Annotated in this window: 11 protein-coding genes and 4 pseudogenes; 8 read left to right on the plus strand and 7 right to left on the minus strand. The window is 53.4% G+C overall.

Features of this window, described 5'->3' with window-relative positions; all coding sequences use genetic code 11:
• Positions 1 to 78: 78 nt before the first annotated feature.
• Entirely contained in the window at positions 79 to 237 is a 159-nt protein-coding gene (locus JCM12539_RS12500) for a universal stress protein (RefSeq protein WP_082405287.1), read from the minus strand.
• Between the two features lie 343 nt (positions 238 to 580).
• On the opposite strand from JCM12539_RS12500, the gene JCM12539_RS13010 reads away from it, so the two are divergent.
• Entirely contained in the window at positions 581 to 733 is a 153-nt protein-coding gene (locus JCM12539_RS13010) for a hypothetical protein (RefSeq protein ID WP_156301993.1), read from the plus strand.
• Positions 734 to 963: 230 nt separating this feature from the next.
• Here the strand turns inward: JCM12539_RS13010 and JCM12539_RS02105 are convergent, their stop codons facing one another.
• Positions 964 to 1,293, minus strand: a complete 330-nt coding sequence (locus tag JCM12539_RS02105; protein WP_156301995.1) for a DUF1827 family protein — start codon at positions 1,291 to 1,293, stop codon at positions 964 to 966.
• A gap of 131 nt (positions 1,294 to 1,424) precedes the next feature.
• A pseudogene (locus JCM12539_RS02110) lies at positions 1,425 to 3,631 on the minus strand (ATP-dependent Clp protease ATP-binding subunit).
• A gap of 412 nt (positions 3,632 to 4,043) precedes the next feature.
• On the opposite strand from JCM12539_RS02110, the gene ykzS reads away from it, so the two are divergent.
• The 5 genes and pseudogenes from ykzS (at position 4,044) to JCM12539_RS15460 (ending at position 8,986) form a co-directional block, all read left to right on the plus strand.
• Positions 4,044 to 4,229 carry a protein YkzS gene (gene ykzS, locus JCM12539_RS02115; RefSeq protein WP_054648889.1) on the plus strand — a complete coding sequence of 62 codons (186 nt, stop codon included), beginning with the start codon at positions 4,044 to 4,046 and terminating at the stop codon, positions 4,227 to 4,229.
• Positions 4,230 to 4,320: 91 nt separating this feature from the next.
• Positions 4,321 to 4,584 carry a phosphocarrier protein HPr gene (locus JCM12539_RS02120; protein ID WP_054648891.1) on the plus strand — a complete coding sequence of 88 codons (264 nt, stop codon included), beginning with the start codon at positions 4,321 to 4,323 and terminating at the stop codon, positions 4,582 to 4,584.
• A gap of 1 nt (position 4,585) precedes the next feature.
• A pseudogene (gene ptsP / locus JCM12539_RS02125) lies at positions 4,586 to 6,304 on the plus strand (phosphoenolpyruvate--protein phosphotransferase).
• A gap of 123 nt (positions 6,305 to 6,427) precedes the next feature.
• The gene (locus JCM12539_RS02130) at positions 6,428 to 6,877 is read left to right on the plus strand and encodes a CopY/TcrY family copper transport repressor (protein WP_054648893.1); all 450 of its coding nucleotides are present in this window, start codon (positions 6,428 to 6,430) and stop codon (positions 6,875 to 6,877) included.
• A gap of 73 nt (positions 6,878 to 6,950) precedes the next feature.
• Positions 6,951 to 8,986, plus strand: a pseudogene (locus JCM12539_RS15460) (copper-translocating P-type ATPase).
• A gap of 55 nt (positions 8,987 to 9,041) precedes the next feature.
• Here JCM12539_RS15460 and JCM12539_RS13015 read toward each other — a convergent pair.
• On the minus strand, positions 9,042 to 9,227 hold the full coding sequence (locus JCM12539_RS13015; RefSeq protein WP_156301997.1) for a hypothetical protein: 186 nt from the start codon (positions 9,225 to 9,227) through the stop codon (positions 9,042 to 9,044).
• Between the two features lie 8 nt (positions 9,228 to 9,235).
• Entirely contained in the window at positions 9,236 to 9,487 is a 252-nt protein-coding gene (locus tag JCM12539_RS02140; protein ID WP_054648895.1) for a hypothetical protein, read from the minus strand.
• Between the two features lie 121 nt (positions 9,488 to 9,608).
• Here JCM12539_RS02140 and JCM12539_RS02145 point away from each other — a divergent pair, with 121 nt between their 5' ends.
• Both JCM12539_RS02145 and JCM12539_RS02150 read left to right on the plus strand, forming a co-directional pair.
• Positions 9,609 to 10,346 carry an MBL fold metallo-hydrolase gene (locus JCM12539_RS02145; RefSeq protein ID WP_054648897.1) on the plus strand — a complete coding sequence of 246 codons (738 nt, stop codon included), beginning with the start codon at positions 9,609 to 9,611 and terminating at the stop codon, positions 10,344 to 10,346.
• 1,165 nt (positions 10,347 to 11,511) lie between these two features.
• Positions 11,512 to 12,249 (plus strand): adaptor protein MecA, encoded by a 738-nt coding sequence (locus tag JCM12539_RS02150; protein WP_054648899.1) that lies wholly within the window; start codon positions 11,512 to 11,514, stop codon positions 12,247 to 12,249.
• 58 nt (positions 12,250 to 12,307) lie between these two features.
• Here JCM12539_RS02150 and JCM12539_RS02155 read toward each other — a convergent pair.
• Positions 12,308 to 12,635 (minus strand): annotated as a pseudogene (locus tag JCM12539_RS02155) (AzlD domain-containing protein).
• Complete coding sequence (locus JCM12539_RS02160) at positions 12,622 to 13,329, minus strand: AzlC family ABC transporter permease (RefSeq protein WP_054648901.1); 708 nt, start codon at positions 13,327 to 13,329, stop codon at positions 12,622 to 12,624. Before JCM12539_RS02160 ends, JCM12539_RS02155 begins: the two are co-directional and overlap by 14 nt.
• Positions 13,330 to 13,375: the final 46 nt, after the last annotated feature.

Raw genomic sequence — 13,375 nt, forward strand, 5'->3', positions numbered from 1 at the left:
CGCTCCCCAGCAAAAGTTATCCTAAACAAAAAAAACCAGCATTCACCCACGAGGGGGAGTGCTGGCCAATCGGTTTACTCAGCGGGCCACGGTGACGGTACACGGAGCGTACCGGACTACGTAAGCGACTTGAGAACCAAAGTGGCGGTGTGCGCCAACCTTAGTTTCTGCGCCGACAATGAGTAAATCGGGTTTGACCTGCGGGATGGCCTCGTTAACGAGGACGTCTCCCGGCATGCCTTCTGCAAAAAAAAGTTGTGACTGTTGTTACGCCGGCTTTGCGGGCCAGCCGGGCGTATGTATGCAACCGGTGGCGCATGCCCGTACGCGCGCGGTCTAGCAACTGCGTGTTCATGCGGACGTACACACTCACATCATATGGTTCCATCACCATGGCTAAGGTTAACGTCGCGTGCTCAGTTACGCCCGAGCAACAGCCAACTGTAATCCTAATTGGGTGGTGTCAGTGGCTCTACGCCCACCATGATGTGTCGAACGGGTTGGATACTGGTACCCGGAAAACTAGCAACTTTGGCCATGTCTACGCCTCCTCACCAATCTGCTTGGAGGCAGGGACAACATGGAATTCATGGCGGTGACCACCGTGATTTGTTTGTACGACATCGCAACGCAGTCATTACCCCCAGTTTGCCGACGATTAACAGCAATCGTCATCAAGCTACTAATTATGGCTGCTAGCCGATTGTTGCGGCGAGCAATCAGTCGTCCCTGACCACCGATAGGCTAAACAAAAGCACTCCTTTCTATCCTTATTAACCTAACTGTCACCAAAGATAGGCTCACCTAAAAATATCCCACTATTGGCGATTGTTTGCAACCGCCAACGGGAAGGTAACAGCGTATTAAAAAAAGAGTAGCACCCCAAAGGCACTACTCAATCAAGTCCGCCCGTAGCTTAATTTATCTGGTACGCGGCGAACGTATACTGTTTTGGTAACCCGTTTAGCTGGCTACAGCCGACCGTAATGTGGCCGTAGCAACGTGTGGGGCCCGAATCAACTCGGCGTCCTCAGGTTTACGCTTTGTCAGCTGGCTGAGGACGTACTCAATCTCGGCGTTTTGAATGTTACGCCGCTCGTTACGGAGCACCACTTCCTGGTGGTGGGGGGACTCGGTGAAAATCACCGTTGTCTGACCCAAAGAGTAAACCTGAACAAGCTTAGCGTTAGTGTGCGCCAGTTGCTGTTGCACGAGGTTCGGAAAACTGTTGGTAATGTCGACAAGCCGCATGGCAATCAAACCTTTCTTCTTCTTGTTACCATTATTATACAATGATTATCCGTGTGATGAAAGCGGTAGCAACAATTAATGTGGACGGTTGCTGTCTGGAGAGCCGTTATTGATTAGGAAACGAAAGCCGCTCTGAATAATCAGGGCGGCTTTGTTGGGTCCAGTGTAACGTATTACTTGCTTTGCTTAGTCTGCGGTGCCGGTGCTGGAGCGGCCGCGATGGTAATTTCACCATCGCTGATGCGCGCTTCCAGCTGGTGGTTGGTTGGGTGGTCCAGGTAGAAGTCCGCAACGCGGTCTTCGATTTGTTCCTGGATGACCCGCCGCAACGGCCGTGCACCCATGGCAGGATTGAAGCCTAATTCCACGAGCTTCTCCTTAACAGGGGTAGTGACGTGGATGTTCAGTCCCTGGGCGGCAACGTTGGCGTTCGTGTCGTCAATCATCAAGTCGACAATCTGGAGCAAGTTCTCCTTCGTCAAAGCCTTGAATTCAACGATGTCGTCAAAACGGTTCAGGAACTCGGGCTTGAAGTAGTTGCCTAGCTGGTTAACCACACTGTGCTCAGTGCCCGATGCCGCGGCGGCAAAGCCCACGTTAGCTTCGGCGTCCGTGGCACCCGCGTTACTGGTCATAATGATGATTGTATCCTTAAAGGAAACCGTCCGGCCCTGGCTATCAGTCAAACGGCCATCATCCAGAATCTGGAGGAACATATTCATAACGTCAGGGTGGGCTTTTTCAATTTCGTCCAGCAAGATTAAGCTGTACGGATTACGACGCACCTTTTCGGTTAACTGACCAGCCTCTTCGTAACCAACGTACCCAGGAGGTGAACCGATCAACTTCGACACGCTGTGCTTCTCCATGTACTCGGACATATCGAAGCGCACCATGGCGTCCTCACTCCCGAAGAGTTCGTTAGCGAGCTGCTTAGCGAGTTCCGTCTTACCAACGGTAGGGCCGACAAAGAGGAAGCTACCAATTGGGCGACCAGTCTTGTTAAAGCCGATCCGGTTACGCCGGATTGCCCGCGCAACTTTATCCACGGCCTGGTTCTGACCAATAACTTTGGCCTCCAGGTGTGGGGCTAAGTCCTTCAATTGCTCCTGTTCCTGCTGCTTCAGTTCGCCGACAGGAATGTTGGTCTTCTGCTCGACAATCTGTTCCATGTCTTGCTCAGTAATCTGTGGTACATCTTCATCAGCACTAGATTGCTGTTCGGACTTCATCTTGTTGAGCTTGGTAACCTGATCACGGTAGAAAGCAGCCTTCTCGTAGTCTTCCGCCTTGAGTGCCGTCTGCTTCTGTTCCTCCGCGTCAGCAATCTTTTTGTCAATTGCGGCGGGGTCGATGGGCGTAATGGTCAGGTTCTTGCGACTACCTGATTCATCTAGCAGGTCAATGGCCTTGTCGGGCAAGAAACGGTCCTGAATGTAGCGGGCCGACAACTGAGCCGCAGCCTCAATGGCCTTATCCGTGTACTTGACGTGGTGATAGCTTTCGTACCGGCCTTGGATACCCTTCAAGATGGCAATGGTCTCCTCAACGGAAGGCTCGTCCACCGTGACGGGCTGCAACCGGCGGGCGAGGGCGGAATCCTTTTCAATGGTACGGTACTCACTATTGGTGGTAGCACCGACCAGTTGAATTTCGCCGCGGGCCAAAGCTGGCTTCAGCACGTTACCAGCATCCATACCACCCTCAGCATTGCCGGCACCCACGATTTCGTGAATTTCGTCAATGAAGAGGATGATTTCAGGGTTTTGCTTCATTTCCGTCAGCAGTTGCTGCATCCGTTGCTCAAACTGACCACGCATGCTGGTACCTGCACGAGGGAAACGACGTCCAACTGAATAACTTGGCGGTCCTGCAATTTCTGCGGCACGTCGCCATTGGCAATCTTCAGTGCCAAGCCTTCAACGACGGCCGTCTTACCGACACCAGCCTCACCAATTAGTACTGGGTTATTCTTGGTCCGCCGGTTAAGGATTTCAATCACGCGGGCAATTTCGCTGTCCCGGCCAATGACGGGGTCGATTTCACCTTTCTTGGCCTGAGCCGTTAAGTTCACGCCATATTGACCAAGCAGTGAGTTGCCGTTGTTTTTCCCGCCACGCGGAGGGCGAGGGCCCTGACCACCAGCCTGGGTCTGTGGTCCCTGACTGTCGGCTGCGCGCTGTTGGTTGTCGTTCATAGCACGAAAAATGCTTTCGAGACTGTTAAAACCGAACGGATCGCCAGCGGAGTTGCTAGCTTCTGCCTGCGCCTTTAGTTCCTGGTAGCAGTTTTGGCAGAGGTTAATCTCACGCTTGGTGCCGTTCACGTTGGTATAAAGGTGAATTGTCGCCGGGTTCTGATGACAGTTTTCACACAACATGCACAACACGTCCTTTCATAGAGGGTTCTTGATCAACGTCAGGCGTGTTTGACCTTTGCTGACCTTGATGTTAGTGTACAACCATTGCTTACTGAATGCAAGCACTCGTGCCTATCGAGTGCTAAGTTAGCAGTGACTTGCGTCCGAAATGTTATTTTCAGGCACACTGGTCGCACTTTACGACCACTATACCTATTATAATACACCGCGGTCGTCTTGCCCTAAGGTTAGCGCCGATTACTACCGTCATGACGGTCAGGACGATATTATTATGCGATATTTGTCACGGATTGTGTAGGGCATACAATTAACCAACACTTGTAGTGACGCGCCAGTAGTGAAAATGTAATGATTGTGGTGAAACCGATTTCGTGATAAAATTGGCAGTACCTGTTGAAGGGGGTGTCCACGAATGGCAGATGACTATGTAGCACTGATGGATCAGTTGCGTGATGGCTCCCTGGCGGAGTTACGCGTGAAGCCGGATCAATTTATGGCCTTTCGCGCCGCTTGGAATAATTATCCAGAACGTAAAGAGATTGTGGGAACGGCGGAACGCGGTGGTGACATCGTGTATCATGCCGAAGGCGACAAATAGTAACCGTATTCACAAAAAGTGTTGTACACCGTCTGTAAAAATGGTAACCTTTACAGGAATTAACTTTTACTAGCCAAAGGAGAGATTTTTCATGGAAACACGTGATTATAACATTATTGCTGACAGCGGGATTCACGCACGTCCTGCTACCCTGTTGGTACAGTCTGCAAGCAAGTTCCAGTCTGACGTTAACTTGGCCTACAACGGCAAGTCCGTCAACCTCAAGTCCATCATGGGTGTTATGAGTTTGGGTGTCGGCAAGGGTGCTGACGTTACCATTACCGCAGAGGGTGCCGACGAAGCCGACGCCATTGCTGCGATTGACGAAACCATGAAGAAGGAAGGCCTCGCTTAACATGACCAAAGAACTCAAGGGTATTGCAGCTTCCGACGGTATTGCCGTTGCGAAGGCCTACATGCTCGTGGAACCTGATCTTTCCTTCGATCAGAAGACCATTACGGACACAGATGCCGAAGTATCGCGTCTCAAGGACGCCACTAAGGCTTCTCACGACGACCTGCAGCTGATTCGTGACAAGGCAAAGGAATCGCTCGGTGAGGAAGAAGCACAGGTTTTTGATGCTCACATGATGATTCTGGACGACCCTGAGTTCACCGGCGCCATCGAAAGCAAGATTACCGACGATAAGGTTAACGCTGAACAGGCGTTGGATGACGTCTCCAAGATGTTCATCGCCACCTTTGAAGCAATGACCGACAACCCCTACATGCAGGAACGTGCAGCCGACGTGAAGGATGTTTCCAAGCGTCTGCTGAGCCATCTGCTTGGTGTGGCTTTGCCGAACCCTGCTTTAATTAACGAAGAGGTTGTCATTGTGGCGCACGACTTGACGCCTAGTGACACGGCTCAACTCAACAAAAAGTACGTTAAGGGTTTTGTTACCGATATCGGTGGACGTACGGCGCACTCCGCCATCATGCGCGGTCACTGGAAATTCCTGCCGTTGTTGGTACCGACTCCGTTACGACTAGCGTTGAAGCCGGTCAAATGATTGCGGTTGATGGGTTGACGGGTGACGTAGTGGTTGAACCTTCCACGGAACAGCAGGCTAGTTTCAAGAAGGAAGCCGAAGACTACGCTGCCGAACGTGCCGAATGGGCTAAGCTCAAGACAGCCACAACCGTTACGGCTGATGGTAAGCACTACGAACTGGCCGCTAACATTGGTACGCCAAAGGACCTCGACGGTGTTCACGCTAACGGGGCCGAAGCCATTGGCCTTTACCGGACTGAATTCCTGTACATGGACTCAGCCGAACTGCCGACCGAGGACGATCAGTTTGAGGCTTACAAGGAAGTTCTTGAATCTATGAGTCCAAAGCCAGTGGTTGTGCGGACCATGGACATTGGTGGGGATAAGCACCTGCATACATGCCGTTGCCAGAAGAAATGAACCCATTCTTGGGTTACCGTGCCATTCGGATTAGCTTGGACCGTCAGGAAATCTTCCGGACACAGTTACGCGCTTTGCTACGGGCATCTGCCTTTGGTAAGTTGCGGATTATGTTCCCAATGATTGCTACGATTCAGGAATTTGAAGCCGCTAAGAAGATCTTCTTGGAAGAGAAGGCCAACTTGGAAAAGGCTGGTACTAAGGTTGCTGATGATATCCAGTTGGGTATCATGATTGAAATCCCAGCCGCTGCCGTTTTGGCAGACCAGTTTGCTAAGCACGTTGACTTCTTCTCCATCGGTACTAACGACTTGATCCAGTACACGATGGCCGCTGACCGTGGTAACGAGCACGTTTCGTACCTGTACCAGCCGTACAACCCATCCATCTTACGCCTTGTTAAGCACGTGATCGAGCTGCGCACAAGGAAGGCAAGTGGGCCGGTATGTGTGGTGAAGCCGCAGGGGACCCAATTATGGTGCCACTGTTGCTCGGCATGGGCTTGGACGAATACTCAATGAGTGCGACTAGCATTTTGAAGGTACGGAGTCTGATGAAGCGCCTCTCAACGACTGACATGCAGAAGTTGAGTGAAGTCGCCATGAACGAACACATCAGTAACGACCAGAACAAGGAATTAGTGGAAAAGAACGTTCACTAACACCTAGATGGTTGTTTAGAAGAGCTGTCCGCAATGATGCGGGCAGTTTTTTTTACGCTTTATGTTTACAAATGTAAATCTTAGGTGTACGATTACACTTGTAAACGAACGGAGGAATTCTTCATGGCAGACTTAACTTTTGACGTGAGCCCCGCGGAGTGGGCCGTTTTGCGCATCGTGTGGACGCTGGACGGTGCGGATACTGGCACCATCGTGGACGCCTTGGTCGCAAAACGTGGCTGGGCACCCGCCACCATTAAAACTTTGCTGGGCCGGCTGGTAAAGAAGGGCGCACTCACGACCACCAAGGACGGTCGGCAGTTCCACTACACCGCTACCATCGGCGAGCAAGACTCCATGCATCACGTACTGCAGGCGCAGGTGGCCGCGATGTGTGCGATGAAGGTGGGGAGTGCCTTAACCCAGACCATTGCCGATATGCCGTTAAGCAAAGACGATATCACTAACCTAGTGGAAGTTTTGAATCAGAAACTAGCCACGGCACCGGCGATGGTTGAGTGTGACTGCTTACCAGCGTCAATGCGGGGAGTACAGCACGAAGGACACTGCTAGACGTAATTAATTATTGGGGGTAACCATGACGGATATGAATGAGCACGAAACAATGGATATGACGGGGATGGATATGTCCTCCATGAACAATATGCACGGTATGCACCACAACATGGCGGGGATGGACGATCCGGGGATGAAGTACATGGGCAACCTGAAACAAAAGTTTTGGGTCAGCCTGGTATTAATGGTCATCGTGGTGTTATTGGCCCCACTAATGGGGATGCAGTTGAGCGTTGGTGGACTGAGTTTGCCAATTACTTTTCCTGGTAGCGAATGGGTACTCCTAATCGTGGCAACGGCACTATTTCTCTACGGTGGGCTCCCGTTTGTCCGCGGCGGCATCGAGGAAATTAAGGCGCGCAAACCCGGCATGATGGCTTTGATTGGGTTGGGAATATCCGTTGCGTATTTGTACTCCGTGTACGCCTTTGTGGCGAACAACCTCATCCCAGGTCACGCCCACGTGATGAACTTTTTCTGGGAGTTAGCCACGTTAATTGTCATCATGTTGCTCGGCCACTGGTCGAGATGAACGCCGTGATGAAGGCGGGCAACGCGACTGATAGTTTGGGCCAGATGTTGCCCGATACGGTGCACATGTTGCACGGGGACGAAGTGATGGACATGCCTTTGGCGCACGTCCAGCTGGTAGTAAACTCCGTGTTCTGGCTGGGGAATCGATTCCAGCGACGGTCAAATTGATGACGGAGATACCACCGTTAACGAAGCGTTGGTTTCTGGCGAATCGGCCCCCGTGGTTAAGCACGCCGGCGACCAGGTGACAGGTGGTACCGTAAATGGCGATGGCACCATTACCATGACGGTGAGCGCGGTCGGCGAGGACGGCTTCATTGGTCAAATCGGGCACATGGTTAGTGATGCCCAGCAGCAAAAGAGTCGTGCCGAAAACGTCGCGTCGCGTGTAGCTGGCTGGCTGTTCTACATTGCGCTGGTAGTCGGCCTGTTGACGGTGGCGGTGTGGACGCCGATTAACGGCTTTGGTCCCGCCCTAATGATGGGTGTAACGGTGCTTATTATTGCCTGTCCGCACGCTCTGGGGTTAGCCCTGCCACTGGTCATCGTGCGCGCGACCGGGATGTCGGCTAAGCGTGGGTTGCTGGTCCGGAACCGCAACGCGTACGAGGCAACGAGCAAGGCCCGCTACATTATGTTCGATAAAACCGGTACGTTGACTACTGGTCACTTTACGGTGAACGCCGTACAACCGTTGGTGGATGGTGTGACCGCAGATGACCTGCTGGCCGACTTTGCCGCGCTGGAGCAAAGTAGCACGCACCCATTCGCAACTGGGTCCTGGCAGCAGCTAAGCAAAAGCGTGTGGACGTGACTCCCGCTGATAACGTTCAGACCATTCAGGGTGCCGGTCTGAGCGGCGAGCTGGACGGCCGCCAGTTGATGATTGTTAACGCTAAGTACCTGGTGGCGCACGGCCTTGACTTCGATGCCACCAAAGTCGACCAGCTAGCGGCGGCCGGCAACACGGTATCCTTGCTGGTGGTCGACCAGCAGGTTCAGGGTCTGGTGGCTGCGGGGGATGTTGCTCGTCCAGAAGCAGCCAAGGCCATTGCCGGTTTGAAGCAGGCCGGGTTGACACCAGTTATGTTGACCGGTGACAATCAGCAGACCGCCGCGACCGTCGCGGCCGCCCTCGGAATTGATGATGTGCACGCCGAATTAATGCCCGCCGACAAGTCCCGGCTGATTAGCGAATATCAGCGGCGGGGCGGCGTGCTGATGGTGGGAGATGGTATCAATGACGCCCCCAGCCTGGCAGGTGCCGACGTTGGGATTGCCATTGGCGCTGGTACCGACGTCGCGATTGACGCTGCCGACGTGGTGTTAGTGTCTAGCAAGACGACTGACATCCTCAACTTTGTCCGTCTGGCCAAGGCTACAAACCGTAAGTTGGTGCAGAACATTTGGTGGGCGGCGGGTTACAACATTGTAGCGATTCCGCTCGCTGCCGGCGTTCTGGCACCAATTGGTATTACGATGCCCGCAGCGTTGGGTGCGGTGGTGATGAGCCTGTCCGCAATCATTGTGGCGATTAACGCAATGACTTTGCGCGCACCGAGTGTTGAGTAATTGAGCAAGCAAAAAGCGTCGGCCAGGTTGGTCGGCGCTTTTATGCTAGACGCGGTTATTGGAATGTGGCCGGATCAAGCACCTTATAGCCAGTCTCGAAGTAACCGTTGGCACTGGCAGCGCGGTTGGTGAACGCTTGGAGGGGCTTAAACGCGGGCGTGGTTTTAAGGGCAAAGTAGTTGCTACCGCGCAACCACGAGGTCATCAACATGTAGTTAACCTCCGGCGATTCTTCGCGCATCAAGCACATCATGCCGACGCGGGGTACTGTTCACGCTGGTCGATTAGTTTGGCCATATTTGCTTCAAAGACGGACACGTCGTCACTGGTCAAACCAAAGTGCATGAAGTGTATGTACTCGTTCAGCGCAACGTGTCCCGTACTGATCACGGGCCGGTAAGTAACGGGCATGGTATAGCGACCCTCACCGGATAGGTCGAGCAGCGCGTAATCGGCACCGTGGTTACTAGGCTCAAGTAAAAATTGTTGGTCATTATGCATAAGACTGCGCAGTACGCCTTGCGTACAAAGACAGTTTGGATACGATTAGTCATAGAAAGCACCTCCATAATGATTATACCGCGGACTAACGGGTGGATGGTGACTGGGAGGTAATTAACTAATGGAAATTCGTGTATTAGGTTATTATGGCGGTTATCCAGCCGATGGTGTTGGTACCAGTGCGTACCTGGTCACCAGTGGGGATTACCACTTGCTGATGGATGCCGGTAGTGGCGCTCTGTTAGAGCTAGAGCCGGTACTGGACCCGTTGCAGCTGGATGCCGTATTATTGACGCACTACCACCACGATCACACTGCCGACGTGGGCACGCTCCAGTATTACTGGCAATTACGTCCTGGCGCCAAGAAGGAGCCGGTGTTACCCATTTACGGCCACACAAAGGATCCGTTGAACTTTGCAGCGTTGACGTTTGGTGATTTTACTATTGGCCGGGGCTACACGGCTGACAGCACGGTTGACCTGGGCCCGCTGCGGTTGACGTTCTTGGAGACGGAGCATCCGGTGCCCGCCTTTGCGGTGCGCATCGAAGAGACGACCACTGGCAAAGTGGTGGTGAACACGAGTGATACGCGTTACTTCGGCGGTCTGGCTCCGTTTAGTCGGGGAGCGGACCTGCTACTGGCGGACACGAACTTCCTGGCGGATAAACCGGCACCACGGTGGCATTTAACGGCGCCAGAGGCTGGCAAAGTAGCGGCGGACGCCGGTGTCGGCCAGTTGGTGCTGACGCACTTGCCGCAGACCGTTAACTTGCACGTACTGCAGCAACAAGCACAGGACGCGGCGGGGGACATCCCCGTACTCTTGGCCAGCGAACACCCGGTATTGCGGGTGTAGGTGGCGGTTTTGGTCGGTGGGGGTGCCGTGGCGTGCTGCGACTTTGTGGACCGCTCCACGGTGACCGCTGCTAGTGGCTGGTCGTACTGACGCGGTGGTTCCGGTTGAGCGGCTGGCCCCCGCGACCGGCTACGTGCCTCACGCTCACGCCCGTGCCGGGCTACCGCGAATTGCCGTAGCCCGAGAAAACCACTCGGTCTAGCCAATTTGATTCTGGGGTCGCTCAAGTGACGGTCTGCGACGGTCACTTGAGTTAACTCCCGGTAAGGGCTAAAGCCCAAACCGGAAGTAAACCAACAGAACTACGGGCATGCAGCCGTCGCGGTGACCAGCCGCTCAACCTCCACCACCACGCCAGTACGACCAACGGTAGGTGTTCACCGTTCCGGGTCCAGTCGTCTCCACACCCCCGGCACCCCCACCGGCCAGAACCACACTTGCGAACGAATTTACGACTGGTTTAGGCAACTGCAGCCATAGTACCCGTATTTTCAGTAGTAGCCGTTAACCCTTATGTGTAAGGGACGGCTCGCAATCGAAATTTTAGATGGGTTAGTGCCTGACTTGTAATAAAAGTGACTGAATTTGTCGTCAATTTCCTGTCCGGGGGCTTGTAGAGGGAACATCCTTCTGTAGGGTATTCGTGATTGGTCATGGTAGTGTGAGGCCGCGTCGGTCGGAACGGTGAGCGAAGGCGTGTGGGTTAGGAATGGTCCCCACCGTTACTGGGTAACGGGAACCCGGGGTTGGGCTTTGGTACGGAGCGTCGTGCCCGGAGACGTAGTTGCTGCGACCCCGGAGCGCCGTAGGAACGGAGTGACGTACGGCGGCATGTTTTTGAGACCGTGATTTTTCGGGCTCAAAACTCGTGGGAAGCCCGGCACGGGCTGGAGCGTGCGGGTGTAGCAACCTACGGCGTAGGCTCGTAAGCCGCAGTACCAAAGCCCAACCCCGCGTTCGTACGCAGCCCTAGCAGTGGTGACCATGTAGTACCCCACGAAAGCCGCAGCTCACCGTTCCGACCAACGCTGCCGCCAACCACACCCCCAACCACACGGATTTGAAGGTAACTTGCACGCTCAGGGCTTTAGCGTTAAACTGTTCTCTCGAGTAGGCAATATGCTTAAATTTGCGGGGTTATCCGCAGCAAAGGGGTGATTGCAACATGGAAATGGAAAGAATCAACGCCGACACGATCCGCGTCTTTTTGGGTTCCGATGACCTGAAGTCACGTGGCATCAAGATGTTGGATTTGTTGAGCAATCACGAAGACATTGAACACTTCTTCTACGGGGTGCTTGAAGAGGTCGACCAACAGCACGAATTTGCTGATAACGAGTCAGTTACCTTTCAGGTTATGCCCAGTAGCGGTGGCCTCGAAATGTTTATTTCGCGTAACCATCGCCACAATCAGAGCCAGCAACCGCAAAAGGGGCAACAGCCAGCCGATGCTGGTCAGGAAACGGCACCCATCGACGAATTCGCTGCTTTGGCCAAGCGTCATCTCGACCAGGCGCAGGTGGACAGTGTTCGCGACGAACCCAATCAGGATGAGGTACAACCATTATTTACCGATGAAAGTACCCCTGTAGCCGTGGCATTACGCTTACCCGACTTTGAAGCGTTAATTGGGCTTTCACGGAGCCTCCGTATGAATGGGGGTACGAGTGACTTGTTCCGGTACCAAGGACACTATTTCCTAGTACTGACGTTCCACCCGAATGCCATCAGTGAACGCGAGGCGCAGATTCAGCTGGCCATCGCGCATGAGTACGGTGATACTGCTGACGTGACCGCTGAACAGTTGGCAGAGTACGGGCACCAGTTAATGGCCACCAGTGCGCTAGAGACCACCAGGTACTACTTTAAAAAAATAATGCATAACAAACTACTGGGCCCATAGCCGTATCCGTTAGAACGTGACGAACGCGGCTATGGGCCTAGTTGGTGTTTCGGCATATTCACATAAGCAGGCGGGTAATCGCCAACGCGGCAATACCGACCACCGCCACGGCGAGTAAGGACCGCGTAACTACGGCCACGACGACGGAGGGAATAGTGGCAATGGCGTACGGTACGTTGAGGGTCGGTAGGCGGCCGAGGTGTTGCGTGAACAGGCTACTGACCACGAGGGCGGCCATAATGCTGACGGGTACAAAGCTGAGGAACTCCAGTACGGGTGCGGGCAGACGCCATTTTTTTGAGTAGAATAAACGGAATCACTCGGCACAGCCAGGTGACCACACCACAACCGATGACCACGAGTAACGAATATTCAAAAGAAGGCATGTTTAACCCCCATTCCTAATAGGCAGGCCACCACTGTGACCACCAGAACCAGTACGCTGCTGGGAATGAAGATGAGGCCCAGGTACATGAGTACGCAGACCAAAATCACCACGAGTCCTTGCAGTAGTAGCCCCATAGCGCGGTCACCAATAACTTGTAAGTACAGCAGCCCGATAAACATGGCGACAAGCGCAAAGTCGAGGCCGAACGCGTTCGGGTTGGGAATGAGGCTACCAATTAGATTGCCGACTACTGACGATAATGCCCAAATGGAATACGCGAAGATATTAGCAGCGTTGAGCCAGTCAAAGTTTAATTTGTGGTCAGTGTAGTTCAATTTGCTCATAGTGAGCGCGAAGGTTTCGTCCGTAATCAGTGTTCCTAGCCAAACGTTCCGCCACATGCTTTCATGGCGGAGGTAGGGGGCAACGGTCATGCTGACAAGAATCATCCGGGCGCTAACCATCAACACTGCGAATAGAATCGATATGTATGCACTACTAGCCGCAATCATACTGACGATGATAAATTGGGCGGTGCCGCTGTACGCTAGTAGTGACATGAGTAGCGTTATGATTGGTCCGTGACCCGCACCGCGAGCAACCACCCCAAACGCCAAGCCAATACCAATATAGCCAAAGGCGGTGGGAATGGTGTCACGAATACCGGTACGGAAATCTAGCTGGTTATTCACAGAAACACCTCCAAAAATTATGATGGTACAAATAAGTGGCGCCCGC

The organism is Lacticaseibacillus pantheris DSM 15945 = JCM 12539 = NBRC 106106, from assembly GCF_001311175.1.
Lineage (GTDB): Bacteria > Bacillota > Bacilli > Lactobacillales > Lactobacillaceae > Lacticaseibacillus > Lacticaseibacillus pantheris.

Bases quoted from the DNA above. Each gene is read 5' to 3' on its own strand.
- JCM12539_RS12500 (WP_082405287.1), bottom strand. From the start codon at position 237: ATGCCGGGAGACGTCCTCGTTAACGAGGCCATCCCGCAGGTCAAACCC.
- JCM12539_RS13010 (WP_156301993.1), top strand. From the start codon at position 581: ATGGAATTCATGGCGGTGACCACCGTGATTTGTTTGTACGACATCGCA.
- ykzS (WP_054648889.1), top strand. From the start codon at position 4,044: ATGGCAGATGACTATGTAGCACTGATGGATCAGTTGCGTGATGGCTCC.
- JCM12539_RS02120 (WP_054648891.1), top strand. From the start codon at position 4,321: ATGGAAACACGTGATTATAACATTATTGCTGACAGCGGGATTCACGCA.
- JCM12539_RS02130 (WP_054648893.1), top strand. From the start codon at position 6,428: ATGGCAGACTTAACTTTTGACGTGAGCCCCGCGGAGTGGGCCGTTTTG.
- JCM12539_RS13015 (WP_156301997.1), bottom strand. From the start codon at position 9,227: ATGCGCGAAGAATCGCCGGAGGTTAACTACATGTTGATGACCTCGTGG.
- JCM12539_RS02140 (WP_054648895.1), bottom strand. From the start codon at position 9,487: ATGCATAATGACCAACAATTTTTACTTGAGCCTAGTAACCACGGTGCC.
- JCM12539_RS02145 (WP_054648897.1), top strand. From the start codon at position 9,609: ATGGAAATTCGTGTATTAGGTTATTATGGCGGTTATCCAGCCGATGGT.
- JCM12539_RS02150 (WP_054648899.1), top strand. From the start codon at position 11,512: ATGGAAATGGAAAGAATCAACGCCGACACGATCCGCGTCTTTTTGGGT.